Genomic DNA, 22,358 nt, shown 5'->3' on the forward strand with positions numbered 1-22,358 from the left:
AAAGGCGGGAATGAAATCGGACCGCCTGCTCTCGATCCTCCTGCTGCTGCAGACCCGCGGCCGGGTGCCGGCCGGCGAGCTGGCCGAGCGGTTGGAGGTCTCCCGGCGCACCGTCTACCGCGATGTCGAGGCGCTGTCGGCGGCCGGGGTGCCGGTCTACGCCGAGCGCGGCCGGCACGGCGGGATCGCCCTGCTGCCCGGCTTCCGTACGGATGTCACGGGCATGACCGCCGACGAGGCCCGTGCCCTGTTCATCCTGGCCGCCGAGGGCGCCCACACCGCCCTCGGCCTGGACGAGGCGCTGGGCTCGGCGCTGCGCAAGGTGATGGCGGCGCTGCCCGCCCCGCACCGCCCCGCCGCGGAGCTGACCGGCCGCCGCATCCTGGTCGACCCGGACCGCTGGATGGGCGGGCCCCGCCCCTCGGCCGATCTCGACGAGCTGCAGTCCGCCGTCCTCACCGATCTGCGGCTGCGCATCCGCTACCGCCACAGCGGCGAGACCCGGCTGCGGACCTACACCGTCGACCCGTACGGGCTGGTCGCCAAGGCCGGCACCTGGTACCTCGTCGCGGACCGGCGCGGCGCCCCGCAGCTCTTCCGGGCCGACCGGGTGGCGTCCGCGACCCTCACCGACGCCCCGGTACGGCGCCGCGCGGGCGTGGAGCTGGCGGAGGTCTGGCGGCAGCTGCGGCGCCAGGTGGAGGACCGGCCCGCGGGCGTCCGGGTGACCGCGCGGATCCGCCGGGACCGGCTGGATCTGGCGGTACGGATCCTCGGCGGGGCGCTGACCGGGCCGCCCCGCGAGGAGCCCGGCGATCAGCCCAGCGGCGAGACCGGCGACGAGCCCGGTGACCGGCCCGGCGACGAGCCCGGCTGGGCGGTGATCGAGCTGGCCTATCCGGTCGTCCGGGCCGTCCGCCAGCTGCTGCAGTTCGGCGACTCCCTGGAGGTCCTCGGCCCGCCCGAGGCCCGCCATGTGATGGCCGACGCGGCGGCCGCGCTCACCGCCGTCTACGCCGCCGATCCACCGCCGTGAGGCCGCCGTGAGGCCACCGTGAGGCCCCCTCCCGGCCGTCCACCGTACGGGCGCCCGGCATCTCACCCGCTGGACGCGCCGCAGAACGCCACCGCACGACGGATTAGGCTTCCCCCGTGGCTGATATCCAGATTCCCGCTGACATCAAGCCCGCCGACGGACGCTTCGGCGCGGGCCCTTCCAAGGTGCGAACGGAGGCGCTCGGCGCCCTGGCCGCGACCGGTAGCTCCCTTCTCGGCACCTCCCACCGCCAGGCCCCGGTCAAGAACCTGGTCGGCTCGGTGCGCGACGGCGTACGCGACCTCTTCCAGCTCCCCGAGGGCTACGAGGTCGTCCTCGGCAACGGCGGCTCCACCGCGTTCTGGGACATCGCGACGCACGGCCTGATCGAGCGCAAGTCCCAGCACCTGTCCTTCGGCGAGTTCTCCTCGAAGTTCGCCAAGGCCGCCAAGCTGGCCCCGTGGCTGGACGAGCCCACCGTCCTTTCGGCGGAGCCGGGCGACCACCCGCAGCCGCAGGCCGAGGCGGGTGTCGACGTCTACGGCTTCACCCACAACGAGACCTCGACCGGCGTCGCCGCCCCCATCAAGCGGGTCGCGGGCGCGGACGAGGGCTCCCTGGTCCTGGTCGACGCCACCTCCGGCGCCGGCGGCCTGCCCGTGGACATCGCCGAGACCGACGTCTACTACTTCGCCCCGCAGAAGTCGTTCGCCTCCGACGGCGGCCTGTGGCTGGCGGCCTTCTCGCCCGCCGCCCTGGAGCGCGCCCGCGCCGTGCACGCCTCGGGCCGCCACATCCCGGAGTTCTTCTCGCTGCCCACGGCGATCGACAACTCCCTGAAGAACCAGACGTACAACACCCCGGCGCTGTCCACCCTCTTCCTGCTCAACGAGCAGCTGGAGTGGATGAACGGCCAGGGCGGCCTGGACTGGGCGGTGCGCCGCACGGCCACCTCCTCGCGCACCCTCTACGGCTGGGCCGAGGACTCCAAGTACGCCACCCCGTTCGTCACCGACCCGGCGAAGCGCTCGCAGGTCATCGGCACCATCGACTTCGACGAGGGCATCGACGCCGCGGCCGTCGCCAAGGCCCTGCGCGCCAACGGCATCGTCGACACCGAGCCCTACCGCAAGCTCGGCCGCAACCAGCTGCGGATCGCGATGTTCCCGGCGATCGACCCGGCGGACGTCGAGGCCCTGACGGTTTGCATCGACCACGTGATCGGCAAGCTGTAGCGCGGCGCACCACGCCCGTCCGCACCACGCGGCACAGGCCCCGGCGGAGATCCGCCGGGGCCTGTGCCGTTCACGCTCTGGGACCGAGTGCCGGACACCGGGGGCCCGGGTGCCGGGTCGTCGGGCTCACGCGCCACGGAGCGTGGCACCACACCCGGACGCGGACTCCCCCGAACGGACGCACCGCATTGTGGCCGAACGGGCGGATATGCCTGGATGGATGCCATGACGAATCCCCCGGTGCCCGGCCTCGCGCCCTTCGAGCGGCAGGCGACGGTCTTGCTGACCACGTACAAGCGCGACGGCAACGGCGTCGGCACCCCGGTCAATCTCGCCGTCGACGGCGACCACGCCTATCTGCGGACGTACGGCAGCGCCTGGAAGGTCAAGCGGATGCGGAACTTCCCGGAGGTGGAGATCTGCGCGTCCACCTGGCGCGGACGGCCCACCGGGCCCGCCGTCCGGGCGCGGGTGCGGCTGCTGGACCCGCAGACTCGCGAGTACCGGCGCGCGGAGCGCTCGCTGACCCGCAAGTACCCGCTGATCCACGGCCTGCTGGTGCCGCTGGCCCACCGCCTCAAGAAGGAACGGACCCTCCACTACGAGCTGCGGCTGACCGAGGACGCCCCGGGCGCCGGAGCGTAGGCACGGACCGGGACGCCCCGGGTGGCGCCTCGCCAGGGACTTTGAAGACGGCCCCTAGTCGCCGAGGTCCTGCCCCACCGTGACGGTGCCGCCGGGGGACGGGAGGGACCGCAGCTGGGCGCCGGGGGCGACCTTCCCGACCGTGGCGTACTGGTAGCACGGGAAGCGGACGCAGGTCACCTTCCGCGCGGGGCCGTACCGCAGGGTGAAGTGCGTCCCGTTGGCGAACGACCGGGCCGACGCGGGCAGCTTCACGCCGTCGGTCCCCGCCTTCTCCATGTCCGACGCCGGGATCACCGTGCGGGCGCCCGACAGCCCGGTCCCGCTGTAGGTACACAGGCTCCCCGCCGGACAGCTCGGGGCGGCCTGCGCCGGAGCGGTGAAGCCGACGGCACCGAGCACGAGGGTGAGGGCCGAGCCGGCGAGGCCTAACGCACGCTTGCGGACCATTGTCTACTCCGAATTCTTCGGTGGATGACGTGGGTACGGAACTATGGAATTCCCTAAATCCCGAACCGCACTCACTGTGCCACGAGTTCCGGACCGCGCCGACCCCATGGACCCGATTGCGCCTCACGACATCCCATTAGCGGACACCACACTTTTGTCCGGTTGCGCTCGCCCCGCACCCCGTTCTTTGTGGCGAACCCACTCCCCCGCAGGCACCACATTCCTCCCCTCACCGCCACCCCCACCCCGACGATGACCGAATCCCCTCCCCCACCCGCCGACAAGAAGCCCCTTACGCCCCAACGCCTCTACCTCCCTCGCCACCTCCCACGGAAAAACAATTTCCAACAATTCCCCCGTACACGGGAGACATCCAGGGATTCCGCACGACCCCTGTGCAGAAGCGGCAGCACAAGATCCGACCGAGGAACAGCCACAAGAGAGGAACGAGACCCGACCGACCACGGGAGTTCGACACAAAGCCATCACCCACCCGCTTTGACACCCCCGCACCCACTCGGTACGTTCCCTTCCACCCGAACCTGACGATCCGTCAGATTCATTTCCTCAGTTATCCCCACGGAGAGAACATGCAGGTGAAGAGGGCCATTACCGCCGCGATGCTGGTGGCGGCATGCACGTCCGGCCTCGCGGTCACGACGGGCGGCACCGCCTGGGCGCAGGGCGGGGACGGCGACGAGAAATCGACCGGCAACTCCGTCTCGGTGAATGCGCAGACCGCGCGCAACAAGTACGGCATACCCGAGGGCAACTACGAGAAGTTCCGGGATTTCGCCAACAAGTACCACGTGGTGATCGACGTCCGCCCGTCGAATGCCTCCGCCCCCAACTGGCTGGACAAGGGCGCCAAGCCGAAGCCGGAGGACATCAAGTCCAAGACGGTGAACGATCTCGATTGCTACCTCGGCGCCGAGGAGTGGCAGATCGGCCTCGTCGGCTACTTCAAGCCGCAGAAGCCGAACGTTCCCTGGTACACGCTCCCCGGCAAGAGAAACGCGATCGAGGAGCGCTACCGGCAGCGGCTCCATGAATTCAAGACCCTGGCCCCGAAGATCGAGAGCTTGTCGAAGAAGGGCAAGTTCATCCACGACAACAAGCTGATCTGGAAGGTCGACGAGGACGGCCAGGTATGGGAGCTGACCGGCGACCACGACCTCTACAACATCCACACCGCCGACGGCGAGAAGATCTCCCCCGAACTGCACGACGAAATCATCGGGCAGATGAAGCGGCAGAACATGGCCGTGGCCCACGGCGCCCACCGCTTCTGGCAGCCGCAGTCGTCCTTCGACCACATCATCTTCGAGAAGATCGTGAAGTCCCACCAGCCCGGCGGCGAACCCCTGCTGAGGTTCGAGCCGAACGCGAAAACCGCCACCCTGACCTGGGACACCGCCTCCTAGGACACCACCCGATCCACCGACGCCCCGTCAAGCAACTGGCTCACCTCCACATACCCGGAGGTGAGCCACGTGCTGTTCTGATGTGCGGCCCCGGCACGGGCGCTACCGCCGCCGCACCAACCTCCGGAGGCCGACGAGCAGGGCCGTGGCGGCGGCGAGGACCATGGCGCCCTTGATGAAGGACGGGTTCAGTTCGGAGTCGGAAGTGCCCTTTCCGGCGTGGTTGTTGGCGGGGTCGCCGTTGCCGGGGTCGTCCTTCGTGGTGTCCGGGAGTTGGTCGTCGCTCAGGCCGACCGGCTTGACGTCGCTGTCCGCGCCCTCGGAGCCGTACATCAGGGTGCGGCCGTCGGGGGTGAAGGTGACCGACTCGCCCTGCTGCTGGATCGGGACGCCCACGCTGCCGAGGTCCTTGGGGCGGCCGTCCTGCCAGCGGAAGATCCGGGCGCCGAAGTAGCTGCGCAGCACCAGCCGGGTGCCGTCCGGGGAGAACGCGCCGTCGGTCACCCACAGATCGACCGGCGCGACCTTGCGGAAGGTGTTGGTGGCGCCGGCGGTCAGCCGCTCGGGGCCCGCGTAGAGCGCGCCGCCGCCGTCCTGCTTCTTGCTGGCGATGTAGACGCGGCCCGTCTTGGGGTGGACCATCAGCGCCTCCGCGTCCCGCGGGCCGTCCGCGTACTTCACGGTGAACTGGGTGGCGGTGACGGTGGCATCGCGCAGCGTCTTGGGCTCGGGGAAGCGGTAGATCCAGACGTGGTCCCACTTGCCGCCGAGGTTGTCGCCGATGTCGCCGAGGTAGATGTTGCCGTCCGGGCCGAGCGAGATCGCCTCGACGTCGCGGGGCGCGCCGATACCGCGCAGGGTGATCCGGGCGACCGTACGGCCAGACCGGGAGTCGACGGCGTAGACGTAGGGGCCGTCGTCGCTGTCGTTGTGGGTCCAGTAGATCCCGGGGTGCGCACGGCTGGCGGCCAGGCCGCTGGACTCGGTGATCCGGGGATCGCTGATCGTGAAGCCGTCGGGCTCGTCGGCGGCGGCGGGCACCATGGACGCCGACCACAGGATTCCCGCGGCACCGGCCGCGCACAGAAGCGAACGCATGGGCACAGAGTGCCATCCCGCGCGGCGGCCCGGGGCCGCCTGTGGACAGCGGCGGAGCCCGGCGGCCGGGCGTGGCCAGCGTCACGTACCGAGCGGTAAGGGTTCTCCGCCATCATGACCGGATGAGGATCATGTTCGTCGGTGACTCGATGACGATAGGAAGCACCGGCGATTTCACGTGGCGCTACCGGATGTGGCAGCACCTGAACGCGACGGCCGCCGGCCCGTACCGCATCGTCGGCCCGCGCCGCACGCTCCATGACCCCGTCACCGGCACCGCCGATTCGTCCGGCTACGCCGACCCCGGCTTCCCCGAGGAGGCGCGCGGCCATCTCGCCGGCTGGGGTGAGGGCTGGCTGCACATGGCGCCGGTGATCGGCGACGCGGTGCGCCGGTACGGAGCCGACACCCTGCTGGTCTCGCTGGGCCTGATAGACCTCGGCTTCTACACGAACGCCGAGCAGACCGCGGAGAACGTCCGGCTCTTCGTGGCGCGGGCCCGGGAGGCCGCGCCGCACATCCGGGCGGTGCTGATGCCGGTGATCCCCAATGTGCGGGCCGCGACGGACCCCGCGTTCGGGGCCCAGTGCGCGCGCTTCAACGAGCTGCTGGCCAAGGCCGTCGCGGATCTCTCCATTCCCGGCTCGCCGCTGCTGCTGGCCTCCGAGCCGGAGGGGTGGGACATCGAGGGCGCGACCTACGACGGGACGCACCCCTCGGAGCGGGGCGAGCGGCTGCTGGCGGGGGCGTTCGCCGGGGCGATGCACCAGGCGTGGGGCGTCGGCGGGCGGTATGCCGCCGCCGGGCCGCGGGAGGCCGTGCCGGCGTCGTGAGGTGCCGCGGCGTGCGGCGCCCGTAGGCCGTGCCGGCGCCGTGAGTGCCGCGCGTGCGGCGCCTCGTGACGTGCTCAGGAAGGCGCCGGCGCCGTCCAGGAGTCAGCCAGCGCGCACAGGTCGGCCAGCGCCGCCTCCGTGCGCGCACGGTCGCCGGTGACCAGGAAGTCGCTCCGCAGGCCCGCGTAGGCGCTGTTCAGGAACGTGGCGCGGACCTGTGCCGGACCGGCGGCGAGACCGCGGGCCCGGAAGGCGCCGGCGACGAACTCGGCGCGGTCCGCGAGGAACTTCGGGACCCTGCCGCCGAGCCGGCCGGCCGCCGCCAGCCCCTCGATCTCGTGGAGGAGGCGGGTGGCGCCGAGGTGTTCGGGCTCCAGCTGGCGCCGCCAGGAGTCCTGGACGAGCCCGCCGATGCCGCGCGAGACATCGCCCCAGCCCTCGGTGGCGCGCAGCTGGGCGTGCTGGAGTTCGTCCAACCGCGCGAGGACGGCCGTGAGGAGGTCGTCCTTGTCCGCGAAGTGGTGGGTGAGCACCCGGGTGCTGTGCCCCAGCGCCCGGGCCAGCGGGCGCAGGGAGAGATTGACGAGCCCGGTCTCGGCGAGGTGGCCGATGGCCGCGTCGAGGATCTCGGTGCGGCGGTGGGGGTCGCGGGGCCTGGCCATCGGTCGGACTCCTCGTGGGGCGGGATCGCGGGGCGAACGGGCGCTCCGGGCGCGGTGAGCTGCGCGGGTCCTGCGCGGACCCGCCACCCACCCTAATTAAGAAAACGGACGTTGCGTCAACGGCCGCCCGGTACGCCCCTGGCCGCGGAGGCGCCGCGCGCCCCTCCCGCTCTGCGCCCCGACACCCCGCATCGTCACTCCCGCACCGCGCGGCCGCCCGCCCACGCGGCGCACCGCGCGCACCGGTCAACAACTTGACGCCCCATCAGACACATCCCGCCAGGCACGTCCCGTCAGGCACATGACGAACAAGGGGGCATCCGGCGGCACTGTCCACAGGTCCTTGCTTCGAGCGCACTTCAGGGCGTTGGCTGAGGAACCATGAAGTACACGCAGCTCGGACGCACCGGACTCAAGGTCAGCCGACTCGTCCTCGGCACGATGAACTTCGGCCCCCAGACGGACGAGGCCCAGAGCCACACCATCATGGACGCGGCGCAGAGCGCGGGCGTCAACTTCTTCGACACCGCCAACGTCTACGGCTTCGGCGCCGACAAGGGCCGCACGGAGGAGATCGTCGGCTCCTGGTTCGCCAAGGGCGGCGGCCGGCGGGACAAGACCGTGCTGGCCACCAAGGGCTACGCCAACATGGCGCCGGAGGGCGGCCCGGTCTGGCCCAACCACGACAAGCTCTCCGCGCTCAACATCCGCCGCTCGGTCGACGCCAGCCTCAAGCGCCTGGGCACCGACTACATCGACCTCTACCAGTTCCACCACGTCGACCGGGACACGCCCTGGGACGAGATCTGGCAGGCGATGGACGTCCTGGTCCAGCAGGGCAAGGTCGTCTACGTCGGCTCCTCCAACCACGCCGGCTGGCACCTCGCCCGCGCCAACGAGACCGCCGCCCGCCGCGGTACGTACGGCCTGGTCAGCGAGCAGTGCCTGTACAACCTCGCCGAGCGGCGCGCCGAGATGGAGGTCATCCCGGCCGCCGAGGGCTACGGCCTGGGCGTGATCCCCTGGTCGCCGCTGCACGGCGGGCTGCTGGGCGGCGCGCTGCGCAAGGAGCGCGAGGGCGGCGGGGCCCGCTCGGCCGTCGGGCGCTCGGCCGAGGCCCTCGCCAACTCCACGATCCGCGCCCGAATCCAGTCCTACGAGGACCTGCTCGACAAGCACGGCCTGGAGCCCGGCGAGACCGCGCTGGCCTGGCTGCTCACCCGTCCCGGCGTCACCGGCCCGATCGTCGGCCCGCGCACGGAGGACCAGCTCGCCTCCGCGCTGCGCGCCGTCGAGCTGACCCTCACCGACGAGCTCCTCGGCTCGCTCGACGAGATCTTCCCCGGCCCGGGGCCGAGCCCGGAGGCCTTCGCCTGGTGAACGGTCCGAGCGCCCGGAGCCGGCGAGGGCCGGACGCCGGGCGCTCGGCGACGGCCCCGAGGGGGGCCGGCGAAGTCACTGCCACTGCCGCTGCCGCCGGCGCTACAGGTGTGTGCTCAGCGCAGCGCGGCCGCCACGACCACGACGACGAGCAGCACGGCGAGAAGTCCGGACATGATCCGGTTACGGGTCTTGGGATCCACCCTCTGAGCGTAACCGGGGCAGATCCGAACGTTTCATCGGCCCATGGCTGAGCGGCCGGGAGCCCGGCGGCCGAGTGGCCGGGAAGTCCGGCGGCCCGGCCGGTCGGGGAGCCCGGCGGCTCAGTGGCCGAGGGGCCAGGACCCCACCGCCTCGTACCGGGGTCCCCGGCCCGCCTCGCCCGAGCCGGGGAGGCGGCTGTGCATCAGGGCGAGGGTGTCAACGGTCCAGGGGGTGCCGGTGAACTCCTTGAGGGCGTGCGCGTACGGGCGCAGATCCAGGTGCGGGACCCGGTTCCTGGCCAGCGTGAGGTGCGGGGTGTACGGGCGGTGCTCGTCGTCCATGGCGAGGCCGGCCCGGCGGCCCGCCGCCGACGCCGAGTCGGCGAGCCGGCGCATCGCGGGGCGGTCGCCATCCGCCCCGGCCCACACCACCCGGTCCGAGAAGCGGCCGCCACCGGCGATCCGCAGCTCGTAGGGGTCACGGCGGTGGGCGGCGCGGGCCAGCCGCTCCCGGAGTTCCGGCACGACGTCCTCGGGCACCTCGCCGTAGAAGGCCAGCGTGAAGTGCCAGCCCTCGATGCCGGTCCACCGCAGCCGGTCGGCGGCCGGGAGCGCCCTCAACTGCGCGACCTCGGCGGCCAGTTCCTCCAGCGCACGAGCGGAGGGCAGCACGGCGGCGAAGAGTCTCATGCGGCCAGTGTGGCGCAGCACACCCGCGGTCCGGGGGAATCCGGGGAGGCGGCCGACGCCGGACCCGGCCGCGCGGACCGGACCGGGCCGACCGCGCAGGCGCGTACGGCCCGCGCGGCCCCGTCCCAGGCGCCGCCCTCACCGCCCCTAGGCGGCCGGCGCCAGATCCTTCTCCGCGGACGCCGCGGACGCCGCGGTCCCGCAGTCCCGGGGGACGACGGCGATGTGCCGGTGGCCGCGCCGCAGGTCGACCCGCAGGCGCAGACCGCCCACCCGCGCGAGGATCAGCCCGATGACGACCGCGGCCCCCATGGAGATCGCGCCGCCCGCCACGAAGCCGGTCCGGGCGCCGAAGGTGTCGGTGACCCAGCCGACGATGGGGGCGCCGAGCGGGGTGCCGCCCACGAAGACCATCATGAACAGGCTCATCACCCGGCCCCGCATCAGCGGATCGGTGGCCATCTGGATGCTCGAATTGGCCGTGACGTTGATCGTCAGGCCGACCATCCCGATCGGGGCGAGCAGCGCCGCGAAGACCCAGAACGAGGGCGCGAGCGCGGCGGCGATCTCCAGGGCGCCGAAGACCAGCGCGGCGCCGACCAGCAGCCGCAGACGGGAGCGGGCCCGGCGGGCCGCGAGCAGCGCGCCGATCAGCGAACCGGCCGCCATCAGCCCGTTGAACAGGGAGTATGTGCCGGCGCCCTGGTGGTAGACGTGATGGGCGAACGCGGTCAGCCAGATCGGGAAGTTGAAGCCGAAGGTCCCGATGAAGCCGACCAGCACGATGGGCCAGATCAGGTCGGGGCGCCCGGAGACATACCGCAGGCCCTCCCGCAGCTGCCCCTTGCTGCGCGGCACCCGCACCACCTCGTGCAGCTCGGACGTCCGCATCATCAGCAGTCCGGCGATCGGGGCGATGAACGACAGGCCGTTGAAGAGGAAGGCCCAGCCGCTGCCGAACGCGGTGATCAGCACGCCGGCGACGGCCGGCCCGACCAGCCGCGCCGACTGGAAGTTGGCGGAGTTGAGGCTGACGGCGTTGCGCAGCTCGTCCTGGCCGACCATCTCGGAGACGAACGCCTGCCGGCAGGGGTTGTCGACGACGGTGACCATGCCGAGCGCGAAGGCGACCAGGTAGACGTGCCAGACCTGCACCTGCCCGCTGAGCGTGAGCACGGCGAGGGCCAGGCCGGTCAGGCCCATCGCGGACTGGGTCAGGAACAGCAGCGTGCGCTTGGCGAAGCGGTCGGCGATGACGCCGCCGTAGAGGCCGAAGAGCAGCATCGGCAGGAACTGCAGCGCGGTGGTGATACCGACCGCGGCGGAGGAGCCGGTGAGGCTGAGCACCAGCCAGTCCTGGGCGATGCGCTGCATCCAGGTGCCCGTATTGGACACCATCTGGCCGGTGGCGAAGAGTCGGTAGTTACGTATGCGGAGCGAGCTGAACGTGCCCTGGCGCGGTGTGGCGGCGGGGCCGGCGGCGAGCGCCGGGGCGGAGCCCGGGGCGGTCGCGGTCGCGTCGTCGGAGACCGTGTCGTCGTGGGAGTTCGGTGCGGGGGCGGAGTCTGCTCCGGATCCCGTACTCAAAGTGGGTTCGCCTCCTCGGCTTCGGGGGTTACAACTGTGCGAGCTTCTCCAGCACGGGCGCGGCGGCCCGGACCTTCGCCCACTCGTCCTCGTCCAGCCCGGAGGCCAGCTCGGCGAGCCAGGCGTTGCGCTTGCGGCGGCTCTCCTCGAGCATCGCCTCGGCCTGTTCGGTCTGGGTGACGACCTTCTGACGGCGGTCGTCGGGGTGCGGTTCGAGCCGGACCAGTCCCTTGGCCTCCAGCATGGCCACGATGCGGGTCATCGACGGCGGCTGCACGTGCTCCTTGCGGGCCAGCTCCCCGGGGGTGGCGTGGCCGCAGCGGAACAGGGTGCCGAGCACCGACATCTCGGTGGGGCTCAGCGATTCGTCGACCCGCTGGTGCTTGAGCCGGCGCGACAGGCGCATCACGGCGGACCGCAGCGCGTTCACCGCGGCGGCGTCGTCTGGGGGCACCTCACGGCCGTCAGGCTCGGGGCGGGACAGTTCCGGCATGTTCCTTAGCGTAACTCATTACCTTAGCTAAGGAGAGCCCGGGTCCTCCTGCGATTCACCCGAACGAGTGAGGGCGCGTAGGAAAGTGACGCGCCTGACGGCGGGGGGACGGGACCGTGTGCGCATGGGAACGCAGGTGCTCAGCGTGCGGGTGGACGGGGAACTGCTGGAGCGCATCCGGCAGCATGCCGCAAAACGCGGAATGAGCGTCCAGGACTATGTGGTCCGGACGCTCATCCGCGAGGACTTCGACGAGCGGTTCCAGTCCTCGCTCGACAAGTCGGAAAAGCTGGGGTTCCAGTAGCTACTTGACCCCGAGGGCGACCTCGATCGGGTGGAGCAGGAAGTAGACCAGGAAGAAGAACCCGACGACGTTCAGCAGCCAGGGGATCTCCTTGAAGCGCCCGGTCGCGGTGCGCAGCAGGATGAAGGCCAGGACGCCGAGGCCGATGCCGTTGGTGATGCTGTAGGTGAACGGCATCGCGACCATCGTCAGGAACGCCGGGATGCCCACGGTGAAGTCGTTCCAGTCGATGGCCTTCACGTTCGAGGCCATGATCAGGAAGCCGACGACCACCAGCGCGGGCGTCGCGGCCTGCGCGGGGACCACGGTCGCCAGCGGCGTGAAGACCAGCGCGAGCAGGAAGAGGCCGCCGGTCATCAGGTTCGCCAGGCCGGTGCGGGCACCCTCACCGACGCCGGCGGTGGACTCCACGAAGCAGGTGTTGGCGGAGGCGGAGCCGAAGCCGCCGCCCGCGACCGCGATGCCGTCGACCATGAGGATCCGGCCCATGTTCGGCAGCTGGCCGGTCTCGTTGTCCAGCAGCCCGGCCTCCTCGCCGACGCCGATGATGGTGCCCATCGCGTCGAAGAAGCCGGACAGCAGCACGGTGAAGACGAACAGGCAGCCGGTGAGCACACCGACGTCCTTGAAGCCGCCGAACAGGCTGATCTGCCCGATCAGCCCGAAGTCCGGGGTGTCGATGATCTTGCTCGGGACGTTCGGGACCGCCAGCCCCCAGGCCGCGTCCGGGATGGTCACCAGCGCGTTGATCACGATCGCGACGACGGCCATGCTGACCATGCCGATCAGGATCGCGCCCCTGACCTTGCGCACGAGCAGCACGAACATCAGCACCAGACCGAGCACGAAGACCAGCACCGGCCAGCCCTGGAGCTGCCCGCCCTGGCCGAGACCCAGCGGGACGGTGGTGTGCGCGGCGTCCGGGTTGCGCGTCACGAAGCCCGCGTCGACCAGGCCGATCAGCGAGATGAACAGGCCGATGCCGATGGCGATGGCGCGCCGCAGCCCGTTGGGGATCGCGTCCATCACCCGCTGCCGCAGACCCGAGGCGACCAGGATCATCAGCACCAGACCGGCGAGCACGACCATGCCCATCGCGTCCGGCCAGCTCATCTTGGGCGCGAGCTGCAGCGACACCACGGCGTTGATGCCCAGGCCCGCCGCGACGGCGATCGGGACGTTGCCGATGACGCCCATCAGCACCGTGCTCAGACCGGCCATCAGCGCGGTGGCGGTGACCAGCTGGGCGTTGTCGAGGTGATGGCCGAATTTGTCGACGCCGGAGCCGAGGATGATCGGGTTCAGCACGATGATGTAGGCCATCGCGAAGAACGTCGCCAGTCCGCCGCGCAGTTCGCGGCCGATCGTCGACCCCCGCTCGGAGATCTTGAAGAAGCGGTCGAAGGCGTTCGTGGGCGGCTTCGGGCCGGGGTTCGTGAGGGTGTCGACCGGCGGGGTGGCCGAGGGGGACATGCGGACCTCAGGGGGACGGGCCTGGGCAGGCGTGGGGGCCCGAGGGCCCGGAACACAGACAGGTACGACGGCAGAAGACAGGAGAAGAGGGATCAGATTGGATGAATCGACGATCCAATCCAGTCAGACCCAGAAAGGTTCAGTATGAATAAACAATTCGTTGATCGCTATCTCCGCGCGTAGACCCTTGGGGCGCGGGCCGTCCTGCCTCCCCGGCCGCCGCGGCCGCGCCTCCCCCACGCCGCCCGCGGCCCCCGCTCCCCGCCCCCGTAAGCTGGGCGCCATGTGGAAGAAGTCCGAACTGCGCGAGGCCCCGGCGCCTCTGGAGGGCCCCGTCGTCGGCACGGTCACCGGCGGCACCATCATCTGGTTCGTGCTCTTCCTCGGCCAGCTCCCCTTCTACGGCTGGTACGCCGACCACGGCCACGCCTGGTGGGTGTGGACCTGCCTGGCCGGCGGCGGCCTGGGCCTGGTGGGCATCTGGTACGTCCGCCGGCGCGACGCCGCCATCAAGCGGGCCGCGGCGGCCGCCGACGCCGCCTCCTGAGCCAGCACCTCCTCGTACCCGGACCGCGCCTACACCGGACCGCACCTGTCCCGCCCGTCAGCGGGTGAAGTGGACATCGCGCCCGTAACGTCGAGGGCATGACGGAGCGGGCGAGGGCCGACACCGAGGACCCCGGGCCCGGCGGCGAGCCGGATCGCCGGCCCGTGGGGGAGCCGGTCCATCCCGGGCTGAGCGCCGCCGAGGTCGCGGAGCGGGTCGCCCGGAGCGAGGTCAACGACGTCCCCGTACGGTCCTCCCGCTCGGCCGCCGAGATCGTCCGCGCCAACGTCTTCACCCGCTTCAACGCGATCATCGGCGTGCTGTTCGTGATCATCCTGATCGTCGGGCCGCTCCAGGACGGCCTGTTCGGCTTCGTGATCGTCGCCAACACCGGTATCGGCATCGTCCAGGAGCTGCGGGCCAAGAAGACGCTGGACAACCTGGCGGTGATCAGCGAGGCCAGGCCGACCGTGCGGCGCGACGGCGGCGAGGTGCGGATCCCCACCGGCGAGGTGGTCCTCGGCGACCTCCTCGTCCTCGGCCCCGGCGACAAGGTCATCGTCGACGGCGAGGTGCGGGAGTCCGACGGCCTGGAGATCGACGAATCGCTGCTGACCGGTGAGGCCGACCCGGTCCTCAAGAAGCCGGGCCGTGCGGTGATGTCGGGCAGCTTCGTGGTGGCGGGCTCCGGTGCCTTCACCGCGACCAAGGTCGGCCGGGAGGCGTACGCGGCCCGGCTCGCCGAGGAGGCCAGCCGCTTTACCCTGGTCCACTCCGAACTGCGCACCGGCATCAGCCGGATCCTCAAGTACGTGACCTGGATGATGATCCCGACCGCGATCGGCCTCATCCTCAGTCATCTGCTGACCCTCGGGCTGCCGGGCGACGAGGCGATCCGGCGGATGGTCGCCGGGATCGTGCCGATGATCCCCGAGGGCCTGGTGCTGCTCACCTCCGTCGCCTTCGCGATCGGCGTGATCCGGCTCGGGCGTAAGAAGTGCCTGGTCCAGGAGCTGCCCGCGATCGAGGGGCTGGCCCGGGTCGATGTGGTCTGCCTGGACAAGACCGGCACGCTCACCGAGGGCGGGATGGACGTGCGGGCGCTGCGGGTGCTCGACGGCGACGAGGCGTACGCCGCACGGGTCCTGGGCGCGCTGGGCGCCGCCGATCCGCGCCCCAACGCCTCCCTCCAAGCGATCATCGACCGCTATCCGGCGGACGGCTCCTGGCAGTGCACCGGGGCGCTGCCGTTCTCCTCCGCCCGCAAATACAGCGGAGCGACCCTCGGCGGCCCGGACGGCGAGCCCTCCGCCTGGCTGCTCGGCGCCCCCGATGTGCTGCTGCCGCCCGGCGACCACCGCCTCGCCGACGTCGACGACCTCAACGCACGAGGCCTGCGGGTGCTGCTGCTGGCCCGGGCCGTACGCGCGCTGGACGATCCCGGGGTCGCCCGGGACGTGCGGCCCGTCGCGCTGGTCGTGCTGGAGCAGCGGCTGCGCCCGGACGCCCCCGGCACGCTGCGCTACTTCGCGGAGCAGGGCGTCCGGGCGAAGGTCATCTCCGGCGACAACGCCGTGTCGGTCGGCGCGGTGGCCGCGCACCTGGGGCTGCCGGGTGCCGACGCCCCGGTGGACGCGCGCGAACTGCCCTCCGACAAGGACGCGATGGCGGCCGCGCTCGACCGGGCCGCGGTCTTCGGGCGCGTCACCCCGCAGCAGAAGCGGGACATGGTCGCCGCCCTCCAGTCGCGCGGCCACACGGTCGCGATGACCGGGGACGGCGTCAACGACGTGCTCGCCCTCAAGGACGCCGACATCGGCGTCGCGATGGGCGCCGGCTCCGAGGCGACCCGCGCCGTCGCCCAGATCGTGCTGCTCGACAACAGCTTCGCCACCCTGCCGTCGGTGGTCGCCGAGGGCCGCCGGGTGATCGGCAACATCACCCGGGTCGCCACCCTCTTCCTCACCAAGACCGTCTACTCGGTCCTGCTGGCGATCCTGGTGGCCTGCTGGCAGATCCCCTATCCGTATCTGCCGAGGCATCTGACCCTGCTGTCCACCCTGACCATCGGCATTCCCGCGTTCTTCCTGGCGCTGGCCCCCAACAAGGAGCGCGCCCGCCCGCACTTCGTCCGCCGGGTGATGCGGTACGCGATCCCCTCCGGCCTGATCACGGGCGCCGCCGCCTTCACCACCTACCTTCTGGCCCGCGGCTACTACTCCGGCCCCGGCTCCCTCTCGGCCGAGACCAGCGCCGCGACCCTGACCCTCTTCCTCGCCGCCCTGTGGGTCCTGGCGATCGTCGCCCGCCCCTACACCTGGTGGCGGATCGCGCTGGTGCTGGCGATGGGCCTGGGCTTCGTCCTCGTCCTGGTCACGCCCTGGCTCCAGCGCTTCTTCGCGCTGCGCCTGGTCGGCACGACGATGCCCTGGGCGGCGGTCGCGATCGCGGTGGTGGCGGCGGTGCTGCTGGAGATCAGCTGGCGGTGGGTGGGCCGGCGCTTCCCGGCCTGAGCAAGGGGCCCGGTCCCAGGCGGGCCGCGCCCGCGTCGTCCGGAAGCCGGTCCGGCCCGGGGCGCCCGGCCGGTGCCCGATCCCGTTCACCGCACTACACTCCGGCCCCATGACAATCCACTCGGGGGACCTGGCGTACAGGGTGCTGGCACGCTCGCATCACCACTACCACCACCACACCAGCGGCTCCTACGGCGGCACCGGTGGCGGCGCCCTCGACTGGTGGGTGTGGCCGCTGCTCGCCGTCTCCGCGATCGCCGTCATCTGGAGCGTCGTCAAGCGGTTCAGCTCGGACTGACACCGCACCGCCGGACGCGGCAGCGCGCCAACGGGCTTGCGGCTTCCGTTACGTCAACTCCTACCGTCGTTCCCGAGGCCGGAGAAACCGGCCCGGCGAGGAGACGCGACATGGCCTGGTCGATCTCGGAGGTGTCCCGGATGTCCGGGGTGACATCCCGGACCCTGCGGCACTACGACGAGATCGGCCTGCTGCCGCCCGCGTGGATCGGCGGCAACGGGCACCGCTACTACGAGGAAGCCGATCTGCTGCGGTTGCAGCAGATCCTGCTGATGCGGGAGTTGGACCTGGGGCTGCGCGAGATCCAGGCGGTCCTGGACAGCAGGCTCGACCGGGTGTCCGTGCTGCGCGAGCACCACCAGCGGCTGCTGGCGGAGCGGGACCGGCTGGAGACACTGGCCCGTACGGTCGGCCGGACCCTCGCCGCACTGGAGGAAGACGAGGACGGCAGCGGCATGACGAAGATCAACAGACCGGAGAACCTGTTCGAGGGGTTCGAGCACCGGGCCGAGGACGAGGCCGAGGTGCGCGAGCGGTGGCCCGCGCAGTGGGAGGAGTCCCGGCAGGCCGTCGAGACGATGACCGCCGGGGGCACCGAGCGGTGGCAGCGCGAGGTGACGGCGCAGATGATCCGCCTGGCGGAGCACATGGTGGCCGGCACCCCGGTCGCCGACCCCGCCGTGCAGGCCGAGATCGACACCCACTACCGGGGCATCTGCCGCTTCTGGACCCCGAACGCGTGCGGCTACAAGGGCCTGGGCCGCACCTACGTCGAGGACCCGCGGTTCCGCGCGAACTACGACAAGATCGCCGAGGGCCTGGCCGCCTACCAGCGCGACGCGATGGACGTCTACGCCGACGCCCGCCTGAGCTGACCGGCGGCGCACCTGCCGGGGGGCTGCAGACCCCCGGCTCTCGCCCACCTTGCCCGCCTGCCCGCGCCCCCGGACCGGTGCTCCTTCCCCGAGACGAACGGGCCGCGAGCGTCGTAGGGTGCGGCCATGTACGTAGTGGACTTCGTGGAGTTCCCCTCCGACTCGACCGCGGCCTCGGGCCGGTTCTTCCAGGAGGCGTTCGGCTGGACGCCCACCGAATACGGCCCCACCTACACCGGCCTCGGCGGCGCCGGCGTCGACCTGGGGTTCCAGGCCGATCCCGAGGAGCGGACCGGTGCGCCGCTGGTGGCCATCCGCACCGACGACCTCGAAGCGGCCCGGACCGCCGTCGAGGCGGCCGGTGGCGCGATCACGGTGGAGACGTTCGCCTTCCCCGGAGGGCGGCGCTTCCACTTCCGCGAGCCGGGCGGCTCCGAACTGGCGGTGTGGCAGCCCGCCGACTGACCGCCCTGGGCCCGGCCGGAACGCCGCTCAGCAGTCGCCCTGGATCCGGGCGTGCAGGTGCATGTCGTGCCAGCCGTCCGGTTGCCGATGGGCGCTGCGGCGGGTGCCCTCCAGGGTGAAGCCGCACTTGGCGGCGACCCGGCAGGAGGGCTCGTTGGCGGTCGAGTGGGCGAGTTCGAGGCGGTGGAAACCGGCCTCGTCCAGCGCCCAGGCGGCCAGCGCGGCGAGGGCGCGCGGAGCGACGCCGGTGCCGCGGGCCTGCGGCAGGACCCAGTACGCGCACTCGGCCTCGCCGTGGACCAGGTCCATCCGGCGCAGGCCCGCCCGGCCGAGGACCTCGCCGCCGTCGGCCCGGGCGATGGCCCATTCCGCGTCCCGTTCCTCCTGCCAGGAACGGTGCGAGGCCGCGATCCGCTCCCGCGCCTCGGCCGGGGACGTCACGTGGCGCATGTGCCAGCGCCGGATCGCCTCGTCCCGGAAGGCGGCCTCCAGGACGGGGGCGTCGGCCGCCTCCCAGGGACGCAACAGCAACTCGCCCCCGCCCACGGGGACAACGGGCTGCGGAGCGGACGAGAGGGCTCCGGCGGGCAGGGCAGGCGTGATCGCGAGAGGCATGGCGGCATCATCCCTCCGCCCCGGGAGGGGAACCAGGAGCGCTGCGCGCCCGGCCTCCGGTCAGTCGAACCACCGCGCCCGCGCCAGCTCCTCACCCCGTTCAGCGTCCTCCAGCAGGGCCGCAACCTCGAAGCGGCGCGGCCACTGACCGGCCGCCCAGGCCAGGCCCGCCGCCACGCCCTCCAGGGTCGCGGCGTGCACGGAGCCGTCCGGGGTCCGGCGCCAGTCCAGCTCGGTGGGGCCGTCGGGGCCGTCGACGAGCAACTCCTCGTGCTCCAGGTACGCCTCGGGGGTGGCGGCGCCGAGGAGGACCCGTACGGCCTCCGGCACCTCGTGGCGCACGCCCTCGGAGCGGACCGCGGCGCTCAGCGCCTCGCTCAGCGGCGGCACCTGGAGCAGCTCGGCCAGCACGGCGGCGCGCGCCGGGCGCACCGGCAGCAGGGCCAGGTCGCGGGCCAACGGCATCAGGTCCGGCGCGTCGGCGACCACCGCGTCGGCCGCGTCCACCACCCGCACCTCCCGGTCGACCACGGCCCGCAGCTCGTCCGGCAGGGTCACCTGGTCGGGGTCGAGGTCGGCCAGCATGCCGTAGAGGGCGTGCAGTTGGGCCGCGCCGACGGGCAGGTCCGGGTCGGCGAGCCGGGAGAGCAGCTCCGCCGCGCCGCCCGGCTCGTCCAGGAGCGCGGCCGCTGAGGTGCGCACGCCGAGCGCCCGCAGCACCTGCGCGTCGACATCCCCGGCGTCCGCGGACTCGTACAGCCCGGCCAGCAGCGCGTCCCCGCCCGCGGACCGCAGACCCGCCGGCCGGCGCCCGTCCAGCACCGGATGCCCGCGCAGCCACCAGGCGGTGTACGGGCGGACTGACTCGGTCGTGCCGTCGGGGAGCAGGACCCGCACCGGCGCGGTCAGCGCGTCCCGCAGCGGCGGCCGGGACAGCATCGCCAGCACCTGGGGCCAGGCGTCGTCGTCGACCAGATCGAGGTCGCGGACCGCGACGAGTTCGGTCACCACCGGCGGCACGGGGGTCTCCGGCAGCGCGTCGAGGACGTCCTCGCACCACACGTCCACCGCGTCCAGCAGGCCGACGTCGTCCGGCTCGGCGAAGTCCCCGTCCCGCGGCTCCAGCTCGTCCGGGTCGAGCACGACATCGGTGGCCCGGACGAGCGCGAAGGCCGCCATGACACCCACGGCCGTCAGCGGCTGCTCACCCCAGCGGTCCACCAACTCCCCGTCGCAGGCGGCGAGTTCACCCTCCCGGATGACCTGCTCGAAGGCACTGCCCGGGTACACCAGCTCACCGGCGGGCGCCAGCTCGCCGTCCTCGTCGGGCAGCGCGAGCGCCCCGAGCCAGGGCTCGTCGCCCGGCGCGAGGTCGGCGTCCCGGACCAGGCCGAGCACCGTCTCGGCCAGCTCCTCGGCCCCCAGCGCGGCGCCGCCCGGCTCGTCGGCGAAGACGTCGTAGGCGTCCTCGTCCGCGTCCAGGGAGTTCGCCACGGCCGCCCGCACCTGGGGCGTGGTCAGCACGGCGCGCGGGGCGGCCGAGGTGGCGCCCAGCTTCTCCAGCAGCGGGTGCACCGCGTCGGGGTGAGCGACCTTCAGGCCGAGCCGGGCCAGCGTGCGGTGCCGCGCCGCGGCGTCCTCGCCGGAGCCGGGCGGCGGCAGCAGCACCTGGCGCGGCCCGATCGTGGTCCGTACGGTGCCGTGCGCCCCGCCGGGGCCCTGGCCCGCAGTGCCCGCCAGCGGCACCGGCAGCCCGCTGAGCCGGTCCGGGTCGGTGCCGGCCAGCGCGTCGTAGAGCCGCCACCACCAACCGGGGGAGCGCTCGACGCCCGCCAGCCGGTCGACCATCTCCCCGAGCGGCACCCGGGCCACGCCCAACGCCCGCAGCTCCGGACGGCGTTCGAGACCGGCCGGCAGCAGGCTCGGGAACAGCTCGGCCAGCACCCCGACCGTCGCCGCGCCCGCGCCCTCCACCAGCTCGGCGTCCACCGGCCGCAGCACATAGCGGTCCACGCCGCCGCCGTCCGCGTCCCACTCCCCCGGCGCCTCGGGCTCGGCCTCCGCACCGTCCCGCGGCGCGCCCGCACTCGGCAGGAACCGCACCCGCGGCAGCAGTTCCAGCACCTGGCGACGCAGCTCACCGTCGAGGCCGCCCTTGCCCAGCGGCCCCGGCACCAGGTCGAGGGTGCCGGTCGACACCGGCTGCCACTCGCCCAACAGCGCGGTGTAGACCGCGGCCGCCCGGCCCACCAGGAAGTCGGTCAGCGGCCCCGGGGCGACATGCCGCCGGGTCGGCTCCAGGGGGAAGGAGGCGATCAGCAGCGCGGGCAGGCCCAGCGGCTCATCGGTCGGCGTCGGCGCGTGGACCACCGGCGCCGTCCCCGGCCGGGCCGGTGCGCCCTCGCCGTCCACCGGCACCGCCCAGGTCACCGACCAGACCGGCCGCAGCCGCTCCTCGACCGGCCGGTCCGCCAGCAGCGCGGCGTCCAGCGGGCCGCCCTCGCTCGCCACCCGCCACCGGGTGGCGCCCCGCTCGCTGTCCTCGATCAGGACGTACGGACCGTCCTGCCGCCGCCGCAACTCCCGTACGCCCTCGGGCGTCTCGACCACGACCTCGGCCAGCCCCGGCAGCGTCAGCAGCAGCGCCGCGTCGATCCCCGCCAGCAGCCGCTCGGCCAGATCCTGCGCCGCGACGTCCCGCAGCGGCAGCACGACGGCGGTGTCGTACCCCTCGGGCGCACCGCCCTCCGCGGGCAGCGGCAGCCGCAGCAGCGGAACGTGCCCGTCCCGGCGGCGCAGCTCCCCGCCCAGGCCGGGGCTGTGCGCCGCCACCTCCTCCGCCATCGCCCGGGCCTCGGCGAGCGACCAGCGCACGCCCCCGGTCCGGCCCACCAGCGCCGGCTCGTCGCTCACGGACAGCACCGCGGCGAACCCCACACCGAACCGGCCGACCGCCCCGGCCGCCGCACTCGGCTCCCGCTTCGCGGAGGCCCGCAGCGTCGACAGCGACTCCACGCCGGTGGCGTCCAGCGGGGCACCGGTGTTGGACGCGACGAGCACGGCGGGCGCGTCGCGGTCGGCCGCGTGCAGGGTCAGCCGGAGCCGCCCGGCGACACCCGCGCGGGCCGCCGCGTCCGCCGCGTTCTGCGCCAGCTCCACGACGAGCCGGTCGCGGTAGCCGCCGAGCGCGAGGTCCTCCTCGGCGTTGGCGTCCTCCCGGAACCGCGCCGGCGACGCGGCCCACGCGTCCAGCACCCCCCGCCGAAGCCGCCCCGTCCCGAACGGATCTCCGGCCGCGCCTCGCACCCAGGACGTAGCTGCCACCTTGCGTCTCCCTCGTATGTCGGTCCACCGACGGTATCGCCCCCACGTTGCCGGGTTTCCCGCCGTGGTTCGTCTGTGGGTTTTCCCGCCTTCGGCGGGGGCGGGGTTGGTTGTGGGGTGGGGGCCCGGTTGCTGCGTGGTGGTGGCGGGGGCAGGGGCTCCGGGGTGGGTGTGTGGACTGCTTCGCTTTACGTCCACACACCCACCC

General features: G+C 72.7%; 21 protein-coding genes. 12 read left to right on the top strand and 9 right to left on the bottom strand.

The genetic code is table 11. The annotated features are described in order from the left end of the window. Positions 1-10: 10 nt before the first annotated feature. From IEY78_RS27705 to IEY78_RS27715, 3 genes are all read left to right on the top strand, one after another. A complete protein-coding gene (locus IEY78_RS27705; RefSeq protein ID WP_189102809.1) occupies positions 11-1,036 on the top strand; it encodes a helix-turn-helix transcriptional regulator in 1,026 nt (341 codons plus the stop codon). 116 nt (positions 1,037-1,152) lie between these two features. Further along, positions 1,153-2,271 (top strand): phosphoserine transaminase, encoded by a 1,119-nt coding sequence (gene serC, locus IEY78_RS27710; RefSeq protein WP_189102811.1) that lies wholly within the window; start codon positions 1,153-1,155, stop codon positions 2,269-2,271. A gap of 225 nt (positions 2,272-2,496) precedes the next feature. After that, a complete protein-coding gene (locus IEY78_RS27715) occupies positions 2,497-2,916 on the top strand; it encodes a PPOX class F420-dependent oxidoreductase (RefSeq protein ID WP_189102813.1) in 420 nt (139 codons plus the stop codon). Between the two features lie 54 nt (positions 2,917-2,970). Here the strand turns inward: IEY78_RS27715 and IEY78_RS27720 are convergent, their stop codons facing one another. Then, the gene (locus IEY78_RS27720; RefSeq protein ID WP_189102815.1) at positions 2,971-3,366 is read right to left on the bottom strand and encodes a peptidase inhibitor family I36 protein; all 396 of its coding nucleotides are present in this window, start codon (positions 3,364-3,366) and stop codon (positions 2,971-2,973) included. A gap of 590 nt (positions 3,367-3,956) precedes the next feature. Here IEY78_RS27720 and IEY78_RS27725 point away from each other — a divergent pair. Continuing rightward, positions 3,957-4,790, top strand: a complete 834-nt coding sequence (locus IEY78_RS27725; RefSeq protein WP_189102816.1) for a hypothetical protein — start codon at positions 3,957-3,959, stop codon at positions 4,788-4,790. A gap of 102 nt (positions 4,791-4,892) precedes the next feature. Here IEY78_RS27725 and IEY78_RS27730 read toward each other — a convergent pair whose 3' ends face one another. Continuing rightward, positions 4,893-5,888 carry an esterase-like activity of phytase family protein gene (locus tag IEY78_RS27730; RefSeq protein WP_189102817.1) on the bottom strand — a complete coding sequence of 332 codons (996 nt, stop codon included), beginning with the start codon at positions 5,886-5,888 and terminating at the stop codon, positions 4,893-4,895. Positions 5,889-6,019: 131 nt separating this feature from the next. Here IEY78_RS27730 and IEY78_RS27735 point away from each other — a divergent pair, with 131 nt between their 5' ends. After that, on the top strand, positions 6,020-6,721 hold the full coding sequence (locus IEY78_RS27735) for a GDSL-type esterase/lipase family protein (RefSeq protein WP_189102852.1): 702 nt from the start codon (positions 6,020-6,022) through the stop codon (positions 6,719-6,721). A gap of 74 nt (positions 6,722-6,795) precedes the next feature. Here the strand turns inward: IEY78_RS27735 and IEY78_RS27740 are convergent, their stop codons facing one another. Then, positions 6,796-7,383: a TetR/AcrR family transcriptional regulator gene (locus IEY78_RS27740; RefSeq protein WP_189102818.1), complete on the bottom strand. Its 588-nt coding sequence runs from the start codon at positions 7,381-7,383 to the stop codon at positions 6,796-6,798. 381 nt (positions 7,384-7,764) lie between these two features. On the opposite strand from IEY78_RS27740, the gene IEY78_RS27745 reads away from it, so the two are divergent. After that, the gene (locus IEY78_RS27745; RefSeq protein WP_189102819.1) at positions 7,765-8,763 is read left to right on the top strand and encodes an aldo/keto reductase; all 999 of its coding nucleotides are present in this window, start codon (positions 7,765-7,767) and stop codon (positions 8,761-8,763) included. A gap of 323 nt (positions 8,764-9,086) precedes the next feature. Here IEY78_RS27745 and thpR read toward each other — a convergent pair whose 3' ends face one another. The 3 genes from thpR to IEY78_RS27760 form a co-directional block, all read right to left on the bottom strand. Further along, on the bottom strand, positions 9,087-9,656 hold the full coding sequence (thpR, locus tag IEY78_RS27750) for an RNA 2',3'-cyclic phosphodiesterase (RefSeq protein ID WP_189102820.1): 570 nt from the start codon (positions 9,654-9,656) through the stop codon (positions 9,087-9,089). Positions 9,657-9,803: 147 nt separating this feature from the next. After that, entirely contained in the window at positions 9,804-11,243 is a 1,440-nt protein-coding gene (locus IEY78_RS27755; RefSeq protein WP_189102821.1) for an MFS transporter, read from the bottom strand. 28 nt (positions 11,244-11,271) lie between these two features. Continuing rightward, the gene (locus tag IEY78_RS27760; protein WP_006603817.1) at positions 11,272-11,736 is read right to left on the bottom strand and encodes a MarR family winged helix-turn-helix transcriptional regulator; all 465 of its coding nucleotides are present in this window, start codon (positions 11,734-11,736) and stop codon (positions 11,272-11,274) included. Positions 11,737-11,860: 124 nt separating this feature from the next. Between IEY78_RS27760 and IEY78_RS27765 the strand changes: the two genes are divergently transcribed. After that, a complete protein-coding gene (locus IEY78_RS27765) occupies positions 11,861-12,040 on the top strand; it encodes a ribbon-helix-helix protein, CopG family (RefSeq protein ID WP_189102823.1) in 180 nt (59 codons plus the stop codon). On the opposite strand, the gene IEY78_RS27770 is transcribed toward IEY78_RS27765, so the two are convergent. Beyond that, the gene (locus IEY78_RS27770; protein ID WP_189102824.1) at positions 12,041-13,513 is read right to left on the bottom strand and encodes an NCS2 family permease; all 1,473 of its coding nucleotides are present in this window, start codon (positions 13,511-13,513) and stop codon (positions 12,041-12,043) included. A 283-nt stretch (positions 13,514-13,796) separates the two neighbouring features. Here IEY78_RS27770 and IEY78_RS27775 point away from each other — a divergent pair, with 283 nt between their 5' ends. The 5 genes from IEY78_RS27775 (at position 13,797) to IEY78_RS27795 (ending at position 18,211) form a co-directional block, all read left to right on the top strand. Beyond that, entirely contained in the window at positions 13,797-14,060 is a 264-nt protein-coding gene (locus IEY78_RS27775) for a DUF2530 domain-containing protein (protein WP_189102826.1), read from the top strand. Between the two features lie 98 nt (positions 14,061-14,158). After that, positions 14,159-16,573: an HAD-IC family P-type ATPase gene (locus IEY78_RS27780; RefSeq protein ID WP_189102828.1), complete on the top strand. Its 2,415-nt coding sequence runs from the start codon at positions 14,159-14,161 to the stop codon at positions 16,571-16,573. Positions 16,574-16,682: 109 nt separating this feature from the next. Next, entirely contained in the window at positions 16,683-16,871 is a 189-nt protein-coding gene (locus IEY78_RS27785; protein WP_189102830.1) for a hypothetical protein, read from the top strand. Positions 16,872-16,981: 110 nt separating this feature from the next. After that, positions 16,982-17,746, top strand: a complete 765-nt coding sequence (locus IEY78_RS27790; protein WP_189102832.1) for a MerR family transcriptional regulator — start codon at positions 16,982-16,984, stop codon at positions 17,744-17,746. A gap of 126 nt (positions 17,747-17,872) precedes the next feature. Beyond that, complete coding sequence (locus IEY78_RS27795) at positions 17,873-18,211, top strand: VOC family protein (RefSeq protein ID WP_189102834.1); 339 nt, start codon at positions 17,873-17,875, stop codon at positions 18,209-18,211. Between the two features lie 27 nt (positions 18,212-18,238). Here IEY78_RS27795 and IEY78_RS27800 read toward each other — a convergent pair whose 3' ends face one another. Beyond that, on the bottom strand, positions 18,239-18,826 hold the full coding sequence (locus tag IEY78_RS27800) for a GNAT family N-acetyltransferase (protein WP_189102836.1): 588 nt from the start codon (positions 18,824-18,826) through the stop codon (positions 18,239-18,241). 60 nt (positions 18,827-18,886) lie between these two features. Beyond that, positions 18,887-22,150, bottom strand: coding sequence for a sacsin N-terminal ATP-binding-like domain-containing protein (locus IEY78_RS27805; RefSeq protein WP_229700209.1), 3,264 nt, complete (start codon positions 22,148-22,150; stop codon positions 18,887-18,889). Positions 22,151-22,358: the final 208 nt, after the last annotated feature.

Origin of the sequence: Streptomyces kronopolitis, from assembly GCF_014646275.1 — a bacterium.
In the GTDB taxonomy this organism is placed as follows: domain Bacteria; phylum Actinomycetota; class Actinomycetes; order Streptomycetales; family Streptomycetaceae; genus Streptomyces; species Streptomyces kronopolitis.